Source organism: Streptomyces sp. NBC_00667 (genome assembly GCF_036226825.1).
Classification (GTDB): Bacteria; Actinomycetota; Actinomycetes; order Streptomycetales; family Streptomycetaceae; genus Streptomyces.
The window spans coordinates 2,895,474-2,919,069 of the sequence record NZ_CP109022.1; the positions used below are offsets into that span (position 1 = coordinate 2,895,474).

General features: G+C 73.5%; 15 protein-coding genes. 6 read left to right on the forward strand and 9 right to left on the reverse strand.

What is annotated here, in order from left to right; genetic code table 11:
• The first annotated feature begins 26 nt into the window (after positions 1–26).
• The gene (locus OHA81_RS13475) at positions 27–2,372 is read left to right on the forward strand and encodes a YfhO family protein (protein WP_329195838.1); all 2,346 of its coding nucleotides are present in this window, start codon (positions 27–29) and stop codon (positions 2,370–2,372) included.
• A gap of 1 nt (position 2,373) precedes the next feature.
• Here OHA81_RS13475 and OHA81_RS13480 read toward each other — a convergent pair whose 3' ends face one another.
• The 3 genes from OHA81_RS13480 to mfd all read right to left on the reverse strand — a co-directional run bounded on the left by OHA81_RS13480 (position 2,374) and on the right by mfd (position 8,198).
• Entirely contained in the window at positions 2,374–3,876 is a 1,503-nt protein-coding gene (locus OHA81_RS13480; protein WP_329195840.1) for a protein kinase domain-containing protein, read from the reverse strand.
• Positions 3,873–4,508, reverse strand: a complete 636-nt coding sequence (locus tag OHA81_RS13485; RefSeq protein WP_329195842.1) for a hypothetical protein — start codon at positions 4,506–4,508, stop codon at positions 3,873–3,875. Before OHA81_RS13485 ends, OHA81_RS13480 begins: the two co-directional genes overlap by 4 nt.
• 156 nt (positions 4,509–4,664) lie before the next feature.
• Positions 4,665–8,198: a transcription-repair coupling factor gene (gene mfd, locus OHA81_RS13490; RefSeq protein WP_329195843.1), complete on the reverse strand. Its 3,534-nt coding sequence runs from the start codon at positions 8,196–8,198 to the stop codon at positions 4,665–4,667.
• Between the two features lie 155 nt (positions 8,199–8,353).
• Here mfd and OHA81_RS13495 point away from each other — a divergent pair, with 155 nt between their 5' ends.
• Complete coding sequence (locus OHA81_RS13495) at positions 8,354–9,844, forward strand: DUF2079 domain-containing protein (protein WP_443056527.1); 1,491 nt, start codon at positions 8,354–8,356, stop codon at positions 9,842–9,844.
• A gap of 114 nt (positions 9,845–9,958) precedes the next feature.
• Here OHA81_RS13495 and OHA81_RS13500 read toward each other — a convergent pair whose 3' ends face one another.
• Positions 9,959–12,535: an ABC transporter permease gene (locus OHA81_RS13500; RefSeq protein WP_329195847.1), complete on the reverse strand. Its 2,577-nt coding sequence runs from the start codon at positions 12,533–12,535 to the stop codon at positions 9,959–9,961.
• Positions 12,532–13,308: an ABC transporter ATP-binding protein gene (locus tag OHA81_RS13505; RefSeq protein ID WP_399279362.1), complete on the reverse strand. Its 777-nt coding sequence runs from the start codon at positions 13,306–13,308 to the stop codon at positions 12,532–12,534. The genes OHA81_RS13500 and OHA81_RS13505 overlap by 4 nt, the downstream gene beginning before the upstream one ends.
• Before the next feature lie 672 nt (positions 13,309–13,980).
• Between OHA81_RS13505 and OHA81_RS13510 the strand changes: the two genes are divergently transcribed.
• Both OHA81_RS13510 and OHA81_RS13515 read left to right on the forward strand, forming a co-directional pair.
• Positions 13,981–15,432 (forward strand): MFS transporter, encoded by a 1,452-nt coding sequence (locus tag OHA81_RS13510; RefSeq protein WP_443056529.1) that lies wholly within the window; start codon positions 13,981–13,983, stop codon positions 15,430–15,432.
• A gap of 82 nt (positions 15,433–15,514) precedes the next feature.
• Entirely contained in the window at positions 15,515–16,462 is a 948-nt protein-coding gene (locus OHA81_RS13515) for a hypothetical protein (protein WP_329195850.1), read from the forward strand.
• Between the two features lie 156 nt (positions 16,463–16,618).
• On the opposite strand, the gene OHA81_RS13520 is transcribed toward OHA81_RS13515, so the two are convergent.
• The 3 genes from OHA81_RS13520 to OHA81_RS13530 all read right to left on the reverse strand — a co-directional run bounded on the left by OHA81_RS13520 (position 16,619) and on the right by OHA81_RS13530 (position 21,047).
• Complete coding sequence (locus OHA81_RS13520; RefSeq protein WP_329195852.1) at positions 16,619–17,479, reverse strand: cellulose-binding protein; 861 nt, start codon at positions 17,477–17,479, stop codon at positions 16,619–16,621.
• A gap of 162 nt (positions 17,480–17,641) precedes the next feature.
• Positions 17,642–20,044 carry an SUKH-4 family immunity protein gene (locus tag OHA81_RS13525; RefSeq protein ID WP_329195853.1) on the reverse strand — a complete coding sequence of 801 codons (2,403 nt, stop codon included), beginning with the start codon at positions 20,042–20,044 and terminating at the stop codon, positions 17,642–17,644.
• Positions 20,045–20,051: 7 nt separating this feature from the next.
• Entirely contained in the window at positions 20,052–21,047 is a 996-nt protein-coding gene (locus tag OHA81_RS13530) for an SMI1/KNR4 family protein (protein WP_329195856.1), read from the reverse strand.
• Between the two features lie 229 nt (positions 21,048–21,276).
• On the opposite strand from OHA81_RS13530, the gene OHA81_RS13535 reads away from it, so the two are divergent.
• Positions 21,277–21,828, forward strand: coding sequence for a YwqJ-related putative deaminase (locus OHA81_RS13535; protein ID WP_329195858.1), 552 nt, complete (start codon positions 21,277–21,279; stop codon positions 21,826–21,828).
• Between the two features lie 5 nt (positions 21,829–21,833).
• Positions 21,834–22,340, forward strand: coding sequence for an SUKH-3 domain-containing protein (locus tag OHA81_RS13540; protein ID WP_329195860.1), 507 nt, complete (start codon positions 21,834–21,836; stop codon positions 22,338–22,340).
• Here the strand turns inward: OHA81_RS13540 and OHA81_RS13545 are convergent.
• Positions 22,337–23,596, reverse strand: a complete 1,260-nt coding sequence (locus OHA81_RS13545) for a sensor histidine kinase (protein WP_329202249.1) — start codon at positions 23,594–23,596, stop codon at positions 22,337–22,339. The two genes, OHA81_RS13540 and OHA81_RS13545, sit on opposite strands and share 4 nt — an antisense overlap.

Below are 23,596 nucleotides of genomic sequence, written 5' to 3' on the forward strand. Positions count from 1 at the left end.
GGCGCGGCTGTCAGGGTCGGCCCACCATGTCGACACCGCACCGCTCCCGGCGCCGCACCTCACTCCTGGGTGCGGTACTCGCCGCCCTGACCACCGCGGCCGCCGTGTGCGCGGGGGACGCCCTCGCGCGCGTCTTCCCGTACGGGCACCGCCACCGCAGCGTCAACGACCTCGGCAACCAGTTCGTGCCCTTCCACGCGCACCTGTGGGACCTGCTGCACGGGCGCGCCGAGGGCGGGATGCTGCTCAACTGGCAGTCCGGGTACGGCACGAGCTTCCTGCCCGACTACGGGACGTACCTGAGCAGCCCGTTCGCCGTGCTGGTCGGGCTCTTCCCGCGCACCGACATCGATCTGGCGGTGTACGTCGTCACCGTGCTCAAGACGGCGGTGGCGGGGGCGGCGATGGCCTGGCTGCTGCGCACGCAGCGCCGCGGGCCGTGGTGGGCGGCGGGGCTGCTGGGCGCCTCGTACGCGCTGTGCGGCTGGTCGGTGATCGAGGCGTCCTACAACCCGATGTGGCTGGACGGCCTGATCGCCTTCCCGCTCCTGTGTCTGACGGGTGAGTGGGCGCTGCGCGCGCGGCGGCCGGTGGCCGGGACGGTGGTGGTGGCGCTGTGCTGGACGGCGAACTTCTACACCGCCTACATGGCGACGCTGGGCGCCGCGCTGGTGCTGCTGGTACGGGTGGTGCTGACCCGGGACGGTGTGCGGGAGCGGCTGCGCGTGTCGGGGCGGGCGGCGGTGACGACCGTGACGGGCGCGGCCCTGTCCGCGCCGGTGCTGCTGCCGGTGTTCCTGAGCTCGGAGCAGGCCTACCCGGGCTGGTCCAGGGAGTTCCGGCCGGTGCCGGCGGCCGACCTGCTGGCGCGGCTGCTGCCCGCCACCTACTCCTTCTCTTCCCCGGCCCTGTTCGTGGGCACCGGGACGCTGCTGCTGGCGGCCGCGCTGCCGTTCCACCGCGCGCTGCCGGAACGGGTCCGGCTGTGGTGGGCGGGCCTGGTGGTGGCGGTGCTGCTGTCGCTCCAGTGGACGCCGACCCATCTGGCCTGGCACGTCTTCGCGACGCCGAACGGCAGCCCGTACCGGCAGACCTTCGTCCTCGCCGGGATCGTGGTGATCGCCGCCTGGACGGCGCTGGCGGCGGGCCCGCCCGGCTTCGCGGCCCTGGCGGCGGGGGCGGGGGTGCTGGCCGCCGTCGCGCTCGGCGCGGGCGCGAGCGGGCTCGCGACGGGCTGGGGGTACGCCCTGTTCGGCGCCGGGGGCGCCGTGGCGGCGGCCGCCTGGGCGGTGCTCGGCCGCCGGGGGTGGTCCGCCCGGCCGGCGGCCTGGGCGCTGGCACTGGTCCTGGTGGCACAGGCCGCGGCGACGACCGCGTACGGGCACCGGGGAACGCTGGGCGGACTGGACGACTACCCCTCCTGGGGCCCCGCCCACACGGCCCGTGCCCGGGCGCTGGCCGGCGCCGAGGGCTGGCCCGCGTACCGGACCGACCCGGGCAGGCCCGCCCTGACGGGCAACGACCCGTTGCTGCTGGGCGGGGAGGGCGGCGCCTACTACAGCAGCCACACCCCGGACGTGTTCACCCGCACGATGGTCGCCCTCGGCGCCGGCTGGACCTCGCGGGGCCGCAACGTGCAGAGCCTCGACAACCCCGTGACGGACGCCCTGTTCTCGGTCGGGGCCCGGCTGCGGCCCGACGGCACGGTGGCCCGCGCCGCCACCCTTCCGCTGGTCACGCTCCGCCCGCCGGGGCCGCCCCCGTCCTACGGGGAGTCTCCCTTCACCAACCAGGAACTCCTGCTGGGTGCCCGGGTATACGAGGACCCCGTCGCGCCCGGGGTGTGCCGGGCGGGCACCGAGGCGTTCCTGTGGGCGCCGCAGTACAACGCGACCGCCCGCCTCGCGGACGGGCCGGCGTTCCGCCTCAACGCCACTCCCCCGCGCAACCGGGCCGCCCTCCAGCCCATGGGCCCCTCCCGGGGCGCCTCCTCGGCGCTGCGCTTCGACGCCCCGGCGCCCGCGCGGTGGCTGCTGTCCTGCCTGGACCGGGCCCGCCTGGACGCGGCGGTGGCGGCGCTGCGCGCGTCGGCGCCGGTGGAGGTGCGGGTCGGGGCCTCGGGGGTCCGGGCCACCTTCCGCCCGGGCACCGGGGGCACCGCGGTCCTCGCCGCCCCCGCCATCGCCGGCTGGACCTGCGACGGGCGGCCGGCCGGGGCGCACCTGGGGCTCGTCGCCGTCCCGCTGGACGGCCGCACCACCACGGTGAGCTGCTCCTTCCGGCCCCCGGGACTCCTGCCGGGGGCGGCCCTCGCGGCGGCGGCCCTGCTGGTGGTGGCCCTGCGGGCGGCCCGGGGGCGCCGCCTGGCGTGAGTCAGCGGACCTGGCCGAGCCACTGGAGGGTGCGGCGGATCTCCGAGGGGAGCGGGTGGGCCGGCCCGTGGAGGCGGTCCGCGTCGAACAGGAGGCGGACCAGGGTGTCGTGCGCCGCCGCCCGGTCGCCCATGGACAGCAGCAGGTGCGCTATCCGGCGCCGGACCTCCAGCGGCAGGCCGGGGTCCGGGTTGGCGTAGTGGTTCTCGAACAGCGGGAGCAGGGAGCGGTATTCGGCGAGCGCCGCCGCCGGTTCCCCGAGCTGTTCGAGGCACTGCGCGGCGTCGTAGCGGAAGCGCAGCGACTGGGCGTCCCCGGCCGGGAACTGCTCGGCGAGCCAGCGCAGTTCGGGCAGGGCCCGGCGGTACTGGCCGTCGTCCATCAGCGTGGCCGCGTACTGCTTGCGCAGCGAGCGGACCACCGGCGAGTGCTCCCCGTGCTCGGCGGCGGCCGCCGGGAGGATGCCGCCGAGGATGTCCCCGGCCTGGGTGAGCTGCCCCTGGTCCAGCAACTTGCGCGCCTCGTCCACCGCTCCCGGGATGTCCGGCCGGGGCGCGGCCGGGGGCTGCGGCGGGGCCTGGGGGGTGGTGGCGCGGTCGGGCCAGGGGGCCTGGGGGCGCAGGAACGGCCGGGTCGGGTCGAGCGGCCCGGCGGGGGCACCGCCCTGGCGGGGCAGCAGCGGGGCGAGGGCCTCGTAGACCGCCTGCGCGGAGGCGGGCCGGTCCTGCGGGTCCTTGGCCAGCAGGTGCAGGAGTACGGCCTCCAGCGCGTGCGGGACCTCCGGGCGCCCGGGGCGCACCGGAGCCGGGGGCTCGTACAGGTGCCGGTGCAGGACGCCCAGCGCCGTCGAACCGGCGAAGGGGACGTTGCCGCTGAGGAGTTCGTACAGCAGCACGCCGAGCGCGTACAGGTCGGTGTAGGGGCCCACCGCGCCGCCCATGGCCTGCTCGGGGGCCATGTAGGCGGGGCTGCCGATGGGGGTGCCGGTGTTGGTGAGCCGGGTGGTGTCGGTGTCCATCACGGAGGCGACGCCGAGGTCCAGCACCAGCACGGTGCCGTCGGGGCGGACCATGACGTTGCGGGGCTTCAAGTCGCGGTGCACGATCGGCACGGCGTGCACCGCCGACAGCACGGAGCACAGCTGCGCGACCACCGCGACGGCCCACTGCCACGGGTAGGGGCTGTGCTCCGCGAGGTGGTCGGCCAGGTTGGAGCCGTCGACGTGGCCCATCACCAGGAACAGTTCGTCGCCGTCGTTGCCCGCGTCGTGGACCGTGACCAGGCCGGGGTGGTCGACCTGCGCGGTGACCCGGCATTCGCGTACGAAGCGGCGGCGCAGCTCCTCGGCGACGGTGCCGGGACCGGCGACCTTGTCGGGGCGCAGCAGTTTGACGGCGACGCGGCGGTCCAGGCGCCGGTCGTAGGCGGTCCACACCTGGCCCATGCCGCCCTGGCCGAGGAGGGAGGCGAGCTGGTAGCGCTCGCCGATGAGCCGGTCGGTCACTGCTCGGGGCCCTGCACGGCGGTCCGGTTCGGGTCCTGGTAGGGGCCGCCGGGGGGCGGCGGGGTCTGCTTGCGCAGCAGCTCGCTCAGCTCGTCGAGCTCGGCGCGGACCTGCCCGATGCGCGGGGGCGGCGTCGGCTGCGGCGGGACCTGCGGCTGCGGGGGCGTCGGCAGCGGCGTCTGGCCGGGGGACTGCACGGGCGGGTAGCCGTAGGCGGGCGTGGTCTGCTGCTGCGGGCCCGGGTAGGGCGGGTTCTGCGCGGCGTACCAGTGCGCGGCGGGGGCCGCGGCCCGCTTCTCGTGGTGGCGGATGTCGGCGACGAGGAAGTACACGCAGGTGGCGAAGCCGGTGAGGAGGATGATGCCGGCGCCGGCGTTGCCCTGCCAGCCGCTGGTGTCCGGGGTCGGGTCCGCGCCGATCAGCACGACCGAGGCCACGGACAGCACGCAGCTGAGCGCCAGCAGCGTCCAGTCACGGGCCGCGCGGGTCACTATCGCGAGCCGCAGCATCGTGCCCCAGGCCAGGAATCCGCAACTGAGGACCGGCAGCAGCGCGAACAGCACGCGCAGCGCCACCACGCCCTCGGTACTGGGCCGGTGGGGATGCTGCGGCGGGATGCCGGGGGCGTGCATCGGTGCTCCTGACGGGCCGTGCGGAAGGGTTGCGGGTATGAGCGTATACAGCGTTTCCGGCCATGGTGAGGGGATGTGCCCAACCGTTGTACGGTCGCCGCACGATCGGCGGCGAGGCGGCCCGGACACCGGGTCCGGACCGCCTCGCGCCGGGTGTTACGAGCCGAGGATGGTGGTGAGGAACTCCCCGGTCCACCCCAGCAGCTCCCGCCCGACCAGTGGCTTCCCGCCGACCTTCGCGGTCTTCGGCCGCGGGATGAGCACCTGTGAGGTGGCGGGCTTGAGCACCGCTCCCGGGTAGAGCCGCTTGAGCCGCAGCTCCTGCGATTCGCGCAACTCCACCGGCCCGAACCGGATGTTGTTGCCCTGCAGGGTGATGTCGCCGACCCCGCAGGCGCGGGCCAGCATCCGCAGCCCCGCCACCAGCAGCAGGTTCTCCACCGGCTCGGGCAGCTTGCCGTAGCGGTCGGTCAGCTCCTCGCGCACGGCCTTGATGTCGGCCTCGGAGTTCGCCGACGCGATGGACCGGTACGCCTGCAGGCGCAGCCGCTCGCCGGGCGCGTAGTCGTGCGGGACGTGCGCGTCGACGGGCAGCTCGATCTTCACCTCCAGCGCCGGCTCCTCCTCCACGGCGCCCTCGACCGCGGCCCGGTAGTCGGCGACGGCCTCGCCGACCATGCGGATGTACAGGTCGAAGCCGACGCCCGCGATGTGGCCGGACTGCTCGCCGCCCAGCAGGTTGCCCGCGCCGCGGATCTCCAGGTCCTTCATCGCCACGTACATGCCGGCGCCCATCTCGGTGTGCTGGGCGATCGTCGCGAGCCGCTCGTGCGCGGTCTCGGTCAGCGGCTTCTCCGGCGGGTAGAGGAAGTACGCGTACCCGCGCTCGCGGCTGCGGCCGACGCGGCCGCGCAGCTGGTGCAGCTGGGAGAGGCCGAAGTTGTCGCCGCGCTCGACGATGAGGGTGTTGGCGTTGGAGATGTCGATGCCCGACTCGACGATCGTGGTGGAGACGAGCACGTCGAACTTCTTCTCCCAGAAGTCCACGACGACCTGCTCCAGGGCCTGTTCGGACATCTGTCCGTGCGCCGTCGCGATCCGCGCCTCGGGCACGATCTCCCGCAGTTTCGCGGCGGCCCGGTCGATGGACTCGACCCGGTTGTGGATGTAGAAGCACTGGCCCTCGCGCAGCAGTTCGCGCCGGATGGCCGCGCCGATCTGCTTCTCCTCGTACGGGCCGACGAAGGTGAGCACCGGGTGCCGCTCCTCCGGCGGGGTGGTGATCGTCGACATCTCGCGGATGCCGGTCACCGCCATCTCCAGGGTGCGCGGGATCGGCGTGGCGGACATCGTCAGCACGTCGACGTTGGCGCGCAGCTTCTTGAGCTGCTCCTTGTGCTCGACGCCGAAGCGCTGCTCCTCGTCGACGATGACCAGGCCCAGGTCCTTGAACTTCGTCTCCTGCGAGAAGAGGCGGTGCGTGCCGATGACCACGTCCACCGAGCCCTCGCGCAGCCCCTCCAAGGTGGCCTTGGACTCGGTGTCGGACTGGAAGCGCGACAGCGCCCTCACGTTGACGGGGAACTGGCTGTAGCGCTCGGAGAAGGTCCCGAAGTGCTGCTGCACCAGAAGCGTGGTGGGGACGAGCACGGCGACCTGCTTGCCGTCCTGGACCGCCTTGAAGGCCGCGCGGACCGCGATCTCGGTCTTGCCGTAGCCGACGTCGCCGCAGATCAGGCGGTCCATGGGGACGGACTTCTCCATGTCCTCCTTGACCTCGGCGATGGTGGTGAGCTGGTCGGGGGTCTCCGCGTACGGGAAGGCGTCCTCCAGCTCCCGCTGCCAGGGCGTGTCCGGGCCGAAGGTGTGGCCGGGGGCCGCCATCCGCGCGCTGTACAGCTTGATCAGGTCGGCGGCGATCTCCTTGACGGCCTTCTTCGCGCGCGCCTTGGTCTTCGTCCAGTCCGCGCCGCCGAGCCGGTGCAGGGTCGGGGCCTCGCCGCCGACGTACTTGGTGACCTGCTCCAGCTGGTCGGTGGGGATGTACAGCCGGTCGCCGGGCTGGCCGCGCTTGGCGGGCGCGTACTCCACCAGGAGGTACTCGCGGGTGGCGCCCTGGACCGTGCGCTGCACCATCTCGATGTAGCGGCCCACGCCGTGCTGCTCGTGCACGATGTAGTCGCCGGTCTCCAGCGTGAGGGGGTCGATGGACTTGCGGCGCCGGGTCGGCATCCGGCCCAGGTCCTTGCTGGCGGTGCGCTGGCCCGTCAGGTCGGTCTCGGTCAGGACGGCGATCTTGAGGGCGGGGTCCACGAATCCCTGGTCGAGCGAGGCGCACGACACGTGCACGAGCGACGGCTCCAGGGTGCGCAGGTCCGCCTCCAGACGGGCCGCGATGCCCTCGCCGCCGAGCACCTCGACGGTACGGGCGGCCGGGCCGTGGCCCTCGGTCAGGTAGACGGTGTACCAGCCGTCGGCGATCCACCCCTTGGTGTCGGCGAGCGCGCGGGCGGTGTCGCCGCGGTACGCCTCGGGGGCGTGCATGCCCAGCTTGAGGGTGTCGCTCCCGGCCGCTTCCTCGTCCGCGGCGAAGGGGGACACCGACCACCACATCATGCCCAGCTCGCGCGCGTGCTCCCGTACGTCCGCGATGCCGCGCAGCGAGGCCGCGCCGACGTCGATGGGGGCGGAGCCGCCGCCTGCGGTCGCCGCCCAGGACGCCATCAGGAACTCCTGCGAGGTCGCCACGAGGTCCGCGGCCCGGGTCCGGACCCGCTCGGGGTCGCAGACCACCGCCATGGACCCGGCCGGCAGCACGTCGAGCAGCAGTTCCATGTCGTCGACGAGGACGGGCGCGAGCGACTCCATGCCCTCCACCGCGATCCCCTCGGCGATCTTGTTCAGCATCTCGCCGAGCTCCGGGTGCTCCTCGGCCAGCGCCGCCGCCCGCTCCCGCACCTCGTCGGTCAGCAGCAGCTCCCGGCACGGCGGCGCCCACAGCCCGTGCTCGGCGATCTCCAGGGACCGCTGGTCGGCGACCTTGAAGTAACGGATCTCCTCGACCTCGTCACCCCAGAACTCCACGCGCAGCGGGTGCTCCTCGGTGGGCGGGAACACGTCGAGGATGCCGCCGCGCACGGCGAACTCGCCGCGCTTCTCCACCAGCTCGACCCGCGCGTACGCGGCGGCGGCCAGCGCCCCGGTGACCTGCCCCAGATCGACGCTCTCGCCCTGCCGCAAGCTCACCGGCACCAGCTCGCCCAGCCCCTTGACCTGCGGCTGGAGCACCGAGCGGATCGGCGCGACCACGACGCTGACGGGACCGGCCGCCGGGTCGTCCTCGCTGGGGTGCGTGAGCCGGCGCAGCACCGCGAGCCGCCGGCCCACGGTGTCGCTGCGCGGCGACAGCCGCTCGTGCGGAAGCGTCTCCCAGGAGGGGTACTCCGCCACCTCGTCCGCGGGCAGGAAGGACCGCAGCGCGGCCGCGAGGTCCTCCGCCTCCCGCCCGGTGGCGGTCACCGCGAGCACCGTCCGCCCGGTGCGCCGGGCCAGCGCCGCGATCGCGAAGGGCCGGGCGGCGGGCGGGCCGACCAGGTCGACGTGCATCCGGTTGCCGTCCCCGGCCGCCGCGACCGCCTCGGCGAGGGCGGGGTCCCGGGTGACGGCGTCGAGCAGTCCGTGCAGGCTCATGAAGGAGGCTTTCCGTCCGGTGGAGGGGCAACGCGAAGGACCCGACACGTGAACGGGCCGGGGGCTCCCAGCGTACGACGCGCGACCGACACCCGCGCGAGGGATTGCCGCCGGGGCGGCCCCGCGCCGCCCCGTGCCGCCGCCGCGCCTCTACGATGTCCCGGAAGTACCGACCGAACGTGCCGCGTCGCCCCGCCGCAAGGGTTCATCCCCCTGACCCCGACCGGCAGAGGGAGCACCACCGCGTGACGACTGACGCCATAACCGGGCCCGCCGCCGTCCCCCGGGACACGGCGGGCCGGGACCTCCGCCGCGCCGAGCCGTACGCACTGGCCGCCCTGCTGTTCGCCGCCTACGCCGTGCTCTCCCTCTCCCGCCACCGGCGCATGGAAGCCACCTCCTGGGACCTGGGCATCTTCGAGCAGGCGGTCAGGGCGTACGCGCACCTCCAGGCGCCCGTCGCCGACCTCAAGGGCCCCGGCGCCAACATCCTCGGCGACCACTTCAGCCCCGTCATCGCCGTGCTCGCACCCCTGTACCGGGTCTTCCCCGGCCCCGCCACACTGCTCCTCGCGCAGGCCGCCCTGTTCGCCGTCTCCGCGGTACCCGTCACCCGCGCCGCGACCCGTCTGCTCGGCCGGGCCCCGGGCCTGTGCGTGGGCGCCGCGTACGGACTGGGCTGGGGCATCCAGCGGGCCGTCGACTTCGAGTTCCACGAGGTCTGCTTCGCCGTACCGCTGCTCGCCTTCGCGCTGGAGGCGCTGCTCGCCGGCCGCCCCGGGGCCGCGCTGCTGTGGGGGCTGCCCCTGCTCCTCGTCAAGGAGGACCTCGGCTTCACCCTCGCCGCCCTGGCCCTGCTCGTCGCCCGGCAGGCCCGGCGCACCGACCGGCGGGCCGCGGCGGCCGCCGCCCTGACCGCCGTCCTCGCCGTCCTGGCGGCCGTCCTCGTGTTCACCGTCGTGATTCCGGCCTTCGGCAGCGGCTACGCCTACTGGGAGAAGGTCGGGGGCGCCTCGCCGACGGCCGGGCTCGCCACCAAAGTGGACACCCTCGCCTGGGTGCTGGTCCCCACCACCGGGCTGCTGGCCCTGCGCTCCCCGCTGCTGCTGGTGGCCCTGCCCACCCTCGGCTGGCGGTTCCTGTCCGGCGACGAGCACTACTGGTCCACCGACTGGCACTACAGCGCCGTCCTCATGCCGGTGGCCTCCCTCGCGCTGGCCGACGCCCTCGACAGGTCCCGCCGTGCCACCCGGCCGTGGCTGCGCGCCTACGCCGTCCACCTGCCCGGCGCCCTCCTCGCGGCCGCCCTCACCCTCAGCGCCACCACCCTCCCCCTGGAACGGCTGGGGCACCGGTCCACGTACACCACGCCCGCCCGCGTCACCGAGGCCGACCGGCTCCTGGCCCGGATCCCGGACGGGGCGAGCGTGGAGGCCGACACCCCGCCGCTGTCCCGGCTGACCTCGCGCTGTCGGGTCTACTGGATCGGCTCCGCCCCGGGCGTGCTCCCGGCCTTCGTCGCCTTCGACACCTCCTCCGGCTGGGCCGGCGACGACCCGGTCGCCGGCGCCGTCCGCCTGCACCCCGGCGCCCGGTTCGGGGTGCTCGGCGAGGCCGGCGGGATCATCGTCCTCCAACGGCTGTGACGCGGCCCCGGACCGGGACACGACACCGGCCCCGGCCGCGCCCTCGCGGGCGGGACCGGGGCCGGTGTACCCCCGTGGCGAACGCCTCCCGAACCGGGTCCTGTCCGGCAGTCCCTAGTCGGTGGCGATCGCGTTCAGTACGTTCATCCGCCCCGCCCGGAACGCCGGGACCAGTGCGGCGAACAGGCCCACCAGGGCCGAGCCGGCGAACACCCCGAGGATCGTCGGCCACGGGATCTCCAGCACCTTCAGCCCTTCGAGCGCCAGCAGCCGCTGCGCCGTCGCGCCCCAGCCCATGCCCAGACCGAGGCCGAGCAGCGCGCCGAACAGGGCGATGACCACCGACTCCAGGCGGATCATGCGGCGCAGCTGACGCCGGGACAGGCCGATGGCACGCATCAGGCCGATCTCCCGGGTCCGCTCGACCACCGAGAGCGCCAGGGTGTTCACCACACCCAGCACGGCGACGATGATCGCGAGGGCGAGCAGCCCGTAGACGATGTTCAGCAGCTGGCCCACCTGGTCGCGCAGGACCTGCTTGTAGTCGGCCTGGTTGAGCACCTTGTACTGCGGGTACTGCGCCAGCGCGGCCTTGACCCCGTCGTAGGCGGCGTCCGCCTGCCCGGACTTGGCGGTGGCCAGCAGCATGAAGGGGCGCGGCAGCGCGTCGGCCGGCAGGTTCGCCTCGGCGACGGCCGTGCTGATGTACTTCATCCCCTTGTCGAGGTTGCCGTCGTCGCTGGTGATCGCCGCGATCCTCAGCTTGGCCGTCTTACCGCCGTTGAAGGCGACCGTCAGCTCGTCACCCACCTTCAGGTGGTGCTCGGTGGCGTAGAGCGAGCCGACCGACATCGCGTTCGCCCCGTACGCCGCCGCGTGCTCGCCGGCCGTCATCGTGCGCCGGATGTCCTTGGCGTACGTGGGGTCCGTCGCGCCCAGGCCGTAGTCTCCGCTGGACCCGTCGGGAGCGGTGATCTTCACCGGGATCTCGCGGTAGGCGGTGACGTGGTCCAGGTTGGCGGCGGCGCGCATCGCCCGTTCGGCCTGCGGCACGACCGGCTGTCCGGACGGGGAGCTGACGATGTAGTCCGCGCCGACCGACTTGTCGAGCTCGGCGGTCGCGGAGGCCACCATCGAGGAGCCGACCACCGACAGGCAGGCGACCAGCGCCAGACCGATCATCAGCGCGGCGGCGGTGGCGCCGGTGCGCCGCGGGTTGCGCAGCGCGTTGCGTTCGGCGAGCCTGCCGACGGAGCCGAAGGGCCGCAGCACCGGCGCGGACAGCAGCCGTACGACGATCCCGGCGAGGAAGGGGCCGACCACGATGAACCCGATGAGGGTCAGGACGACGCCCAGCCCCAGCCACAGCGAGCCCTGGGTGGCCTTGTCGGCGGCCGAGGCGAGGAAGAGCGCGGCGCCGCCGAGCCCGGTCAGGACCAGGCCGAAGGCGGCCCGGATGCGGCCGGCCCGCTTGTCGCCGGGTGTGCCGGCCTCGCGCAGCGCGGCCATCGGCGAGACCTTCCCGGCGCGGCGGCCGGGGATGTAGGCGGAGACGACGGTGACGAGGATGCCGAGGAACAGGCCGACGGCGGGGGTGGTCCAGGCGACGGTCAGGTCGTCGGTGGACAGGTCCATGCCCATCTGGCCCATGAGCTTCATCAGGCCGACGGCCAGACCCACCCCGGCGCCGACGCCCAGGACCGAGCCGACGACACCGAGCAGGAAGGCCTCGACGAGGACGGAGCGGTTGATCTGCTTGCGGTCGGCGCCGATGGCACGCATCAGTCCGATCTCGCGGGTGCGCTGGGCGACCAGCATCGAGAACGTGTTGAAGATGAGGAAGATGCCGACCAGGAAGGCGATCAGCGCGAAGCCGAGCATCGCGTACTTCATCACGTTCAGGAACGAGCCGACGCTCTTGCGGTTGGCGTCCGCGGATTCCTTCGCGGTCTGCAGCTTGTAGGTGTCCGCGCCGACGGCCTTCGCGATGTTCCGCTTGAGCTGCTCGTCGCCGACCCCGTCCTTGGCGGTGACGTTGACGTGCGTGAACGCGCCGGGGGCGCCGAGCAGCAGCTGCTGGGCGGTGGCGGTGTCGAGGTAGACGACGGTGGCGCCCGGGTTGGTCACGGTGAAGGAGGCGATACCGCTGATCTTGGCCCGGTTGTCGCCGGTGACGGCGATCGTGCGGATGTCGTCCCCGAGCGCGAGGTGGTGCTTCTTCGCGGTGTCGGCGTCGATCATCACCTCGGTCGGGCCGCGCGGGGCCCGACCGGAGGTGATCTTCATGGACTTGAGCTCGTTCTCGGTCCAGTTGCCCGCGAGGGTCGGGGCACCGCCGTCCGAACCGAGGTTCTCGTTCTTGGCGTTGACGACGGTGACGGCCGCCGAGATCACACCGCCCTCGGCGGTCTTCACGCCTTCGATCTTCGAGACGCGTTCGACGACCGGGCCGGCGAGCACCTCGGGCTTGCCGCTGTCACCGGGCGCCTTGCCCTCGTCGGGCTGCTTCGGGCTGACCGTGACGTCGGAACTGGTGACCGCGAACAGCTTGTCGAAGGTGGTGTTCATGGTGTCCGTGAACACCAGGGTGCCGCAGACGAAGGCGACGGAGAGCAGTACGGCGATGGCGGAGAGGGCCATGCGCCCCTTGTGCGCGACGAAGTTGCGCCGCGCCGTCTTCATGACGGTCACGAGGTCCGCCCGCGTGCGTCGAAGTCCTTCATCCGGTCCAGGACCTGGTCGGCGCTCGGGTTCGCCATCTCGTCCACGATGCGTCCGTCGGCGAGGAAGATGACGCGGTCCGCGTAGGAGGCGGCGACCGGGTCGTGGGTGACCATCACGATGGTCTGGCCCAGCTCGTCCACCGACTGGCGCAGGAAGCCGAGGACTTCGGCCCCGGCGCGGGAGTCGAGGTTGCCGGTGGGTTCGTCACCGAAGATGATCTGCGGGCGGGAGGCGAGGGCGCGGGCGACCGCCACGCGCTGCTGCTGGCCGCCGGACAGCTCGGTCGGGCGGTGCTTGAGTCGGCCCGCGAGGCCCACCGTCTCCACCACCCGCGCCAGCCACTGGGCGTCGGGCTTGCGGCCGGCGATGTCCATGGGGAGCGTGATGTTCTCCAGGGCGTTCAGCGTCGGCAGGAGGTTGAACGCCTGGAAGATGAAGCCGATCTTGTCGCGGCGCAGCTGCGTGAGCTTCTTGTCCTTGAGGCCGGTGATCTCCGTGTCGTCCAGGTGGATCCGGCCGCTGGTCACGGTATCCAGACCGGCCAGGCAGTGCATCAGGGTGGACTTGCCGGAGCCGGAGGGGCCCATGATCGCGGTGAACCGGCCGCGGTGGATGTCCACGTCGACCCGGTCGAGGGCGACGACGCGGGTCTCGCCCGAGCCGTACGCCTTGACGACCTCGCGTGCCCGGGCCGCGACGGCGGGATGCCCCCCAGTGCCCCCCTGCCTGGTTTCGGTCATGGCCGTTGTCACGGTGTTTCCCCTCGTCGGTGGTCGGCGCAGCTCGCCGGCCCAAGTCTGTTGAACGGGGGTGCGCTGGGCACTGGTGCCCATCGCCGTGTCCGTACGGGGGTTACCCCCACCCCGGCCGGCCCGCTCGTATGACTCAGTTAAGGACCTGCCGGAGACCGGCACCTCCTCCGCGGGGACGAAAGACCCCTCGCCCTGGCTGTGGAGGAACCCCTAGGGGTTTTCATCCTTCGGGACGGCGGGTCTCGGGGATACCGCCGGCGCACGCCCGGTGAGAGGGTGTTCCCCGCACACGCGTGCATGGTGGAGGGGACTGCGGTGGGCATGGGGGAGAGAGCGGGGGGCCGCCCTGGGGAGGGCGCGCGGAACCGTCTGAGGAGAAACGTTTCAGCCAATCCGTGGGAGGCGGGGGGAGCGGGGCGGGCGGAGGGAGCCGGGGAACCGGCGGGACCCCGGCGGCCGGGCACGGCCGGCGAACCGGTCAGGGCCGCTGACCCCGGGGAGACGGGCGGAACCGGGAAGTCGGACGCGCCCGGAGAGCCGGATACGGCCGGGGAGTCGGACGCGGCCGGGGAGTCGGACGAGGCGGGGCGGGCCGGGGCCGCAAGCGCGCCCGCGGCGGCCCCGCCCGGGCGGCCGAAGACCGCCGTCGTCGCCGCGCTGATGCTGACCATGGGCCTCGTCGCCCTCGACGGCGCCATCGTCTCCACCGCCGTCCCCCAGATCGTCGGCGACCTCGGCGGGTTCTCCGTCTTCTCCTGGATCTTCGCGGGCTACGTACTCGCCGGCACCGTCACCCTCCCCGTCTACGGGAAGCTCTCCGACACCTACGGCCGCAAGCCCGTCCTGCTCATCGGCATCAGCCTGTTCCTCCTCGGCTCACTGCTGTGCGCCGCCGCCTGGAACATGGCCGCCCTCATCGCCTTCCGCATCCTCCAAGGACTGGGCGGCGGCGCCCTCCAGGGCACGGTCCAGACCCTGGCCGCCGACCTCTACCCCCTCAAGGACCGCCCCCGCATCCAGTCCCGGATGACCGTCGTGTGGGCCACCTCGGCCGTCGGCGGCCCCGCGGTCGGCGGGGTCATCGCCACCTACGCGGACTGGCGCTGGATCTTCCTGCTCAACCTGCCGCTCGCCCTCGCCGCACTGGCGATCATCGCCCGCCACCTCACCGAACCCGTGCGGTCGCCGGGGCGCCGGGGCCCCATCGACTGGGCCGGCGCACTCGGCGTGTTCGCCTGCGGCGGGGTCGTGCTGTTCGCCCTCGTCCAAGGCGGCGTCGCCTGGCCCTGGCTCTCCGCGCCCTCCCTCGGACTCCTGGCCACCGGCGCACTGCTGGCCGCCCTGGTCGTGCGGGTGGAGCGCCGGGCCGAGGAACCGATCCTGCCCGGCTGGGTGTGGCGCCGGCGCACGATCGCCGCCGTCAACCTCGCCATGGCCGCCCTCGGCCTCCTCATGGCCGCCCCGCAGGTCTTCATGCCGACCTACGCCCAGGCCGTGCTCGGCCTCGGCGCGGTCAACGCCGGCCTGGTCGCCTCCGCCATGACCCTGACCTGGCCCATCACCGCCGCCTTCGCCCAGCACGTCTACCGGCGCATCGGCTTCCGCGACACCGCCGCCACCGGGGTCGCCCTGGCCGCCGTGGTCCTGTTCTCCTTCACCCTGCTCCCCTACCCGGCCCGGCCCTGGCAGGCCGCGACGGTCATGCTGCTGCTCGGCGCGGCCCTCGGGCTCTTCCAACTCCCGCTGATCGCCGGGGTCCAGTCCACGGTGGTCTGGGCGGAACGGGGAACCACGACGGCCTCCGTCCTGTTCTCCCGTCAGGTCGGCCAGAGCGTGGGAGCGGCACTCATGGGGGCCGTCGCCAACGCCACCATCGCCGCCCGGCTGACGCGGGCCCCCGTTCCCGGACTGCCGGACCACCTGGACGACGTGTCGAAGGCACTGGACCGGCCGGAACTCCTCCCGCGGGCCGCCGCCGACCACCTGCGGGCCGCCGTGAACGCCGCCGTGCACCACATCTTCCTCGGCGCGGCGGTGGCCGCCCTGGCCGCGCTGCTGATCCTGCTGACGGTGGCGCCCCGCAGGTTCCCCGTCCTGCCGGGCCAGGAGTAGCCCCCGCGAGTTGTCATGCTCGGGGCGTACGGGTATCTCTCTGGGGGCGACCCGCCGCCCGGCACCACCACACGGGGGACCCATGACATCCGCACTCCTCGCCCTGGCCTTACTCGCCGCCCTGGCCGGCCCGGCCGCCCTGCGGCTCTACCACCACCCCGGCTTCATCACCGGCCGCGACGGCCGGCTCTCCACCTCCACCACCCTCGCCCTGGCCTGGACCGTCATCCTGGTGTGGCTGCTGCTCACCTGCCTCGCCTACGGGCTGACGGCGGGCGGCGGAGTCGCCTGGTTCCAGGGCGAACACGGCCCGCTGTCCAACCTGACGACGGTGTACCTGCCGCTGCTGGGCGGCCCGTACCTGGCACTGATCGGGGCCAAGACGGTCGTCGGGATCCGCGTGCAGAACGGCAGCCTCGCCAAGCCGGCCGCCAGGCCCACGACCACGGGCCGGCGGCCGCTGCGGGAACTCATCGCGAACGACAGCGGCCGCACGGACCTGGTCGACCTCCAGTACGTGGCACTCGGCGCGGTCACGATGCTCTACGTCGTCCTCTTCTTCCTCGCCGACGTGGGCGGCGGACTCCCGCGCCTGCCCGGGGAGATCTGGGCCCTCACCGGAGCCCCGGCGGGTGCCTACCTCGTCAACAAGCTGGCCACCCGCGCCAACCCGGTGATCACACGCGTCACCCTCGCGGACGGCATCCTCACCATCGAGGGCGGCGGCTTCGACGACGCCCGCGTCACGGTGGCCGACACCCCGGTCCCGGCCGTCCTCGACCCCGTGACCTGCGCCCTCACCACCCCCCTCCCCAACCCCCCGCCCGCCCCCTTCCCGGTGACGGTCACCTCCCACGGCCTGCGCAGCGACCCGTACCTCTACGCCCCCGCCGCGGACGCCCCACCCGGCCCCGCCAAAACCAGCCCCGCCACCCCGGCCAACCCGACCACCCCGCCAGCCCCGACCGCCCCCTCAAGCCCCGCCGCCCCGACCAGTCCCGCCACCCCCTCAAGCCCCGCCGGCGTTTGAGGCACCACTCCCCAGCCCCGCCGGCGTTTGAGGCGCGGGGTGCGGGGCGGAGCCCCGCAAAGCCCGGCGCAGCCGGGGCCGCTCCGCGGGGCGGCCCCGCACGGGCAACCCCACCCGCCCCGCACGGGAACCCGCGCCAGCCCTCCGCAGGAGCCGTCAGCCCTCCGCAGGAGCCCGCCCCGTCAACGCCGCCAGGCTGGACCGCACATGACTCATGTGCGCCCGCATCTCCTCCTGCGCCGCCGCATGCTCCCGCAGGACCCGCTCCGTCTCCCGCCCCACCCGCTCCTCCCGCGCCCGCGCCGCCGCGACCAGCTCCGCCCCCCGGGCCTCGGCGTCCTCCTGCCCGTGCCGCGCCGCCTCCTCCGCCTCCGCGAAGGCCCGCCGCGCCTCGGCCAGCCGCGCCTGCGCGTCCCGCTCCAGCTCCGACAGCCGCGCCTCCTGGTCCGCCTCCCGTACGGCGATCTCCCGCTCCGCCGCCTCCCGGCGCTCCCTCTGCTCCTGCTCCCGCTCCGCCACCAGCACGTCCGCCCGCCGGCGCGTCTCCACCAGCGCCGCGTGCGCCTCCGCCCGCCACCGCGCCGCGTCGTCCCGGGCCCCGGCCCGCACCTCGTCCGCCTCGCGCTGCGCCCGCTCCAGCCCCTGCCGCGCCCGCACCTCGGTCTGCTCCACCACCGCGTGCGCGTCCTGCCGCGCCAGCTCCGCCACCCGGTCCGCGTACGCGTCCGCCGCGCCCAGCGTCGCCGCCGCGTCCGCGCGCGCGTCCCCCCGTACGGCTTCGCCCTCCTCCTGCGCCAGCGCCAGGATCCGCCGCGCCCGCTCGCTCAGCTCGTCGTACGTCTGCGGCGCCAGCGAGGCCACCGCCTCCCGCAGCCGCTGCGCCTCCGCCTCCATCCGCTTCGCCAGGACCGTCAGCCGAGCCACCCGCTCCCAGGCCTCGTCCCGGCTGCCCGACAGCCGCGCGAGATACCGGTCGACCTGATCGGTCCGGTAACCGCGACCGCGCGCGGTCGCCAAACCCTGAGGTCCCTGAGGTGTCATCGGTGCACTCATGCTGGAAGCGCCTCTCTCGCGGGGATTCCCGTCAAGGATGCGCCATTTGCTCCCTGAAGCCGGAATGGCCGGGCCGGGAACCCCTCGCGGGGGTCCCGGCCCGGCCACACCTGCCGACGGCTGCGATCAGAGCAGCCCGTCCCACATCTGCTCCACCAGCACCGACCACCAGCTCTCCGGCGAAGCCAGCGCCGCACCGTCCAGCCCCGCCAGATTCGCCTGGAAATCGACGGTCCAGCGCCCCGCCTGCTCCGGCGTCAAATGCTGGCGCAGCCGCCACATCTGACCCAGCATCGCCAGCGACCGCACGAACTGCGGCAGGCTCGAATTCACGAACTGCGGCGGCACCGGCGCCCCGCCCGGACCGGCCTCCACCGGAACCGCGACGATGTGCGCCGTCCCGTACTGCACGCACAGCGCCTTGCCGAAGTCACTGCCGACCACCAGGTACGAACCCGCGTCCGACGCCGCCTGCACCTGCCGCTGCGCAGCAAGCTCCGCCAGCGTCGGCAACGGCTGACCCGGCACCGCCTGCGCCCAGAAGAACGGCCCGAAGTCCACCGGCAGACCCGACCACATCAGCGTCTGCGCCACGATCTCCGGCACACCCTGACGGGACACCGCCCGCTGCTCGAAACGGAACACGCCCTGCGGCCCGAACGCCCCCGCCAGCTCCTGCGCGATCGCCTCCAGCGGGATCGCCGGCTGCAACGGAACCTGCGGCAGCGGCGCCCGCACCGGCGCGGGGCGCGCCGGACCGTCCGCCACCTGGTGCAGTTCACTCTGGTGGGTGATCAGATGCCGCATGCCCTGCTGACGGCTCGCGTGATCCGTGCCGTACGGGGCCACGCTCGTGATCCGCACCTGCGGCCACGTCTCCCTGATCATCCGCGCGCAGTAACCACCCGGCAGCTCACACGACGCCAGCTCCGTGTGCAGCTCCAGCACCTGCTGCGGCGGCACGTTCATCGCCCGCAGCTCGTACAGGATCTGCCACTCCGGGTGCGGCGTACCCGGCGCCGAACGACGGATCAGCTGCTGCTCGGAGCCGTCGGGCGCGCGGTAGCGCAACACGGCCTGGTAGCCGGGACCCACCGTGGGGACGCCGGACTGCGCCGCCACGGGAGCCGGGCCGTGCTGCGGCGCGCCGGGCGGCGGCCCGGGCGGGCCGGGCGGCTGCGGGACAGCGGGACCGGCCAGCATCGTCGCGGCGTGGTGCGCGCCCACACCAGGCGCGCCAGGAGCCGCAGGAGCACCGGGAACCCCGGGCGGACCCGGAGGTACACCAGGAGCCGGCGGCGGCCCGGGCGGAGCCGGCGGCCCCACCACAGCAGGCCCCGCCAGCATCGTCGCAGCGTGATCAAGCCCGCCACCCGGCGCGCCGGGAACACCGGCACCCCCGGACGCACCCCCAGGCACACCAGGAGCCGGCGGCGGCCCCGGCGGAGCCGGCGGCGGCCCCGGCGGAGCCGGCGGCCCCACCACAGCAGGCCCCGCCAGCATCGTCGCCGCATGATCAAGCCCACCACCCGGCCCACCAGAAGCACCGGCACCCGCACCGGCACCCCCGGACGCACCCCCAGGCACACCAGGAGCCGGCGGCGGCCCGGGCGGAGCCGGCGGCCCCACCACAGCAGGACCGGCCAGCATCGTCGCAGCGTGATCAAGCCCACCACCCGGCGCACCAGAAGCCCCCGGCAGCGCGGGAGGCGCAGGAGGCGCGGACGGCACGTCAGCCGGCGCACCGGCCACTGCCCTGGAAACCCCCGGCCGTACCTGCGCCTTGCTCGTCGGCGCGTCGGCGATGCTCCCGGCACCCTCCCCCAACGCCGGCGCTATCGCCGTCCTCGGCAGCTGACTGCCCCCGGACATCAACGTCGTCTTCGCCTCCGGAGCCACCCCCGAAGACGCCGCCGCGCCCTCCTCCACGTCCGACCCCGAAAGCGGCGGCGCGAACACCGTCGCCGGCAACGGCACCGACGGCTCGTCCGCGCCGGAATTCACATCCGTCCCCGCCCACGGCGTCGCCCCGGCCGGCACCCCGTCATTGGCGGTCGGCTCGTACGCCGCCTCGCCCCCGCCACGGGACGCCACCGCGCCCGAAGGGACCCCGGCAGCCTCGGAACCCGCACCCCCCGACGGCTCCGCCCGCGCAATCCCCGCCCGGTCCGCCGCCTCCTGCAACCACTCCGGCGGACTCAACATGAACGAGGTCTGCTCCGAGTCGATCCGCGGCGACGGCACCGAAGCCTCCGCGACCGGCGCCGCCGCCGCCCCGTACTCCTCCTCGTACCGCCGGATCACCTCACCCACCGGCAACCCGGGCCACAACGTCACCTCACCACTGTCCCGCGCGATGACCAGCCGATGCCGCCCACCACCGGACACCGGACCGCCCGCCCGGTCCTCCGACCACACCACGAACCCGAGTCCGAACTCCCGTACCCGCACCTCACGGTGCTGGTAGGCGGGCACGTCCCCGTTGATCCACTCCTCGGCGCGCTCCTGCGCCTGCGCAAACGTCACCACCGCGCCGTCACCCCTCCACCGGAGCGGCACCCGCAACGGGAACCGAGCGTGCGAATCCGCCGTCCACCATCAGACCGGCCACCGTCTCCAACTCCGGCGGACTACCCGCCAACCGCTCCAGAAAGGCGTCGAAATCAGCACCGCACGGCAGCAACAACCGCTCCACGCGCTCCTGCACCGACCAGCCGTCCCGGTCCCGTCCGTCGTCGTAGGGGGAGAACCACACGGAGCCGATCCCCTCACCCTTCACCTTCACCGCGAGCAACCCGCCCTGCACGAAGGCCACGCACAGGTAGTCCTTCGTCAGGTGGTCCCGCAAACACTTGTTGACGTACACCAGGTCATTGACCGCCGCCTCCTCACGCACCGTGAAGAACGGCTGGTCCACCAGCAGGCCCAGCTCCACGTCCAGCCCCGTACCCACCGGCGCACAACCCCCGGCCGCCTTGAGGAACGACCGGTACGCCTCCGGAAGCCGGTACCCGAGATCCTCCTCGACCCCCTGCACCTGCCGCTCCGACACCGAAACCACCGACTTCGGCAGACCCAGGTGCACCGGACGCACCTCCTGCAGGGGCCGCGTCCCACGCTTGTCCTGATCCACCGGCGCCGACGCCAGCCCCGCGTGATGACGGAGCAACGCCTTCACCTCGACCGGAACCAGCTCCAACCGGCGCGAACCCGCCACGTGGTGCCACGTCCACCCGTGCGGAGTCGCCACCGCACCGACCGTGTCCCACAACTCGTGACCCACCGCGCGCATCGCCGCATTCGCGGACACGTAATCCGTCAAACGCAGCTCGTCCACACCGAAACCCTCAGGCGGCTCCGCGATCTCCACCGCCGCCCGAGCATAAGGAGAGAAATCGGGATGACCCTCACCACTCATCCGGACACCGTGAGGATGCCGGGCAGCCCGGACCGGGTCCGGAAAATGCACGACCTGCCCCGAATAAGCGGCGTTGGGTGGCGGGGCCTGCTGCCCGAGCCGACCTGTCGTCATGGCGGTAGCCCCCTGCTGGATCTGGCTGGTTCACCACAGCCTATGTGCTCCCGCAAGAGCGACACCCGCCCACCGGCCGCCCACCCACACCACGGCCCGCAACATCCGAATTGATACGAAAATTCGACCCCGCTTCCACACCACACGGGACATTTGACAGGCTGTCCCCTCAGCACGGGGGCGTGCGCGACCGCGGCCACCACCGCCGCCACGGGAGGGAAGAGCGACCATGCAGCACACGGCAACACGCACGGACCACGCCGAACCGGCACCCACCAGCGCCACCACCGGCACCACGGGCACCACCGGCGACCCGCGCCTACGCTGGAGCACCACCGACGGCCACACCGTCCCCGTACTGCGCTTCCGCCGCGACGGCATCCTGCCCACCATCGCCGCAGCCCTCTCCGTACGCGGCGAAACCCTCACCGGCACCGCCGGCAAAGCCGACCAGCCCCCCACCCTCCACCCACTCGTCCAGGACTACCTCGACACCCTCACCAGCAGCCAACGCGAACGCTTCACCGGCCGATGTCCCGAGGCGATACTCCTCTCCCGCCACATCACCGCCACCGAAGCCGCCCGCAGCAGACGCGCCTCCCGCAAACCCCTCAGCGCGAGCGAAGCCCGCCGCTCCCTCAAACACGCCAAGATCACCGCACGTCACATCCGCGAAGACGGCGACCCCCTCCACGGCACCTACGCACCCCCCTGCCGCTCCTGCCAAGCCCTCCTCACCCACTTCGGCGTACGCCCCGTCGACCTCTCCCACACCGAGTAGCCGCCATGAGCACCTCCGCGTCCTACGACCGCTCCTCAGCCACCCGCTTCCCCACCCCCATCGACACCGCCCTGCGCACCGCCGGCTGGGAACCCGGACGCTGGGACATCAAACAGGCCGAATACTGGGCCGACGCCCTGCGCGACCACACCACCCCCGCCGGACACCGCCACACCGTCTTCCCCGCCGCAGTCGAAGCCTGGGCCGAATTCGGCGGCCTCACCCTCACCGCCCCCGGACCCGGCCGCCAGATAGCCCCCACCCCCGTACACCTCGACCCCCTCACGGGCCTCCACCTCGCCCGCACCTTCGCCGACCTCGGCCGAGCCCTCTCCACCGAACTCAGCCCCCTCGGCATCGACGCGGACACCGGCTCCCACCTCGCCATCGACCGCGAAGGCCGCGTCTACGGCATCGACCACACCGGCGACTGGTACCTCGGCGCATCCCTCGACGAAGCCCTCACCCTCCTCCTCACCGGCCTCCAGCCCACCCGCCTCACCACCGGCTAAGCCCGCACGGGCGCACACGGCAGCACCGCCGACACCCGGAAACCACCCGAATCCGTCGGCCCCGCCACGAACACCCCGCCCAACCCCAGCACCCGCTCCCGCATCCCCACCAGACCGTTCCCCCCACTGGGCAGACCCGCCCCACCCACATCACCGTCACACGGCCCGTTCTCCACCTGCATCGCCACCTCACCCTCCCGATGAGCCAGCCGCACCACGACCTCCGCACCCGGCGCGTGCTTGTGGCAGTTGGTCAACGCCTCCTGCACCACCCGGTACGCCGCCTGCTCCACCTCCGCCGCATACCCCGGCCACTCCCCCCGCACATCAAGCCGCACCACCATCCCCGCCGCCCGCGACTGCCCCACCAGCACCTCGAGCTCCGCCAACGACGGCCCCTCCTCCTGACCCGCAACCACCACCGGCACCACCGGCACCGCCACCGGCCTCTGCGCCGCCGGAGCCCGCAACACCCCCAACATCTCCCGCAACTCCGTCAACGCCTGCCGGCCCATGTCCCCCACCAACGCCGCGTTCCGCGCCGCCTTCACCGGATCCTTCGCCGCAACCGCCTGCAACGCCGCCGCATGCACCACCATCAACGACACCCGGTGCGCCACCACGTCGTGCATCTCCCGCGCGATCCGCGTCCGCTCCTCCGTACGCGCCCACTCCGCCCGCTCCTCGGCCCGCTCCGCCAGCAGCGACAACTCCCGCTCCAACGAATCCGCCCGCTCGTGCAGGCTCTCCATCAGCCGGCGCCGCGCACCCACGTACATGCCCAGCAACACCGGCGGCACCGTCAGCGCCACCGCCACGAACACCGACAGCGAGATCAACAGGGTCTGCGTCACCCCCGCCTCGTCGTCGGTCCGCAGGTAGATCACCACCAGCGTCGCGACGAGCGACATCGAAGTCAGGATCGCCGTGACCCGCCGGGGCACCTCACACGCGGCCAGCGAGTACAGCCCCACCACCCCGAGCAGGAACCCCATCACCGCCGGCGTCACCGCGACCGCCACCAACACCACGGCAACCGGCCAGCGCCGCCGCAGCACGAGCGTGGCCCCCACCACGAACCCGAACACCACCCCGAGCACCACCGGCACCCCGGCCTCGCGCGCGAACGGCACCCCCTCCCACGCACACTCCAGGGCGGACACCACCCCGATCCCCACGTCCCACGCGACGTCCCGACGCCGCTCCCACCACAACGGCGGCCCAGCGCTGCCTTGCTCTTCCCCCGTACTGGTCAT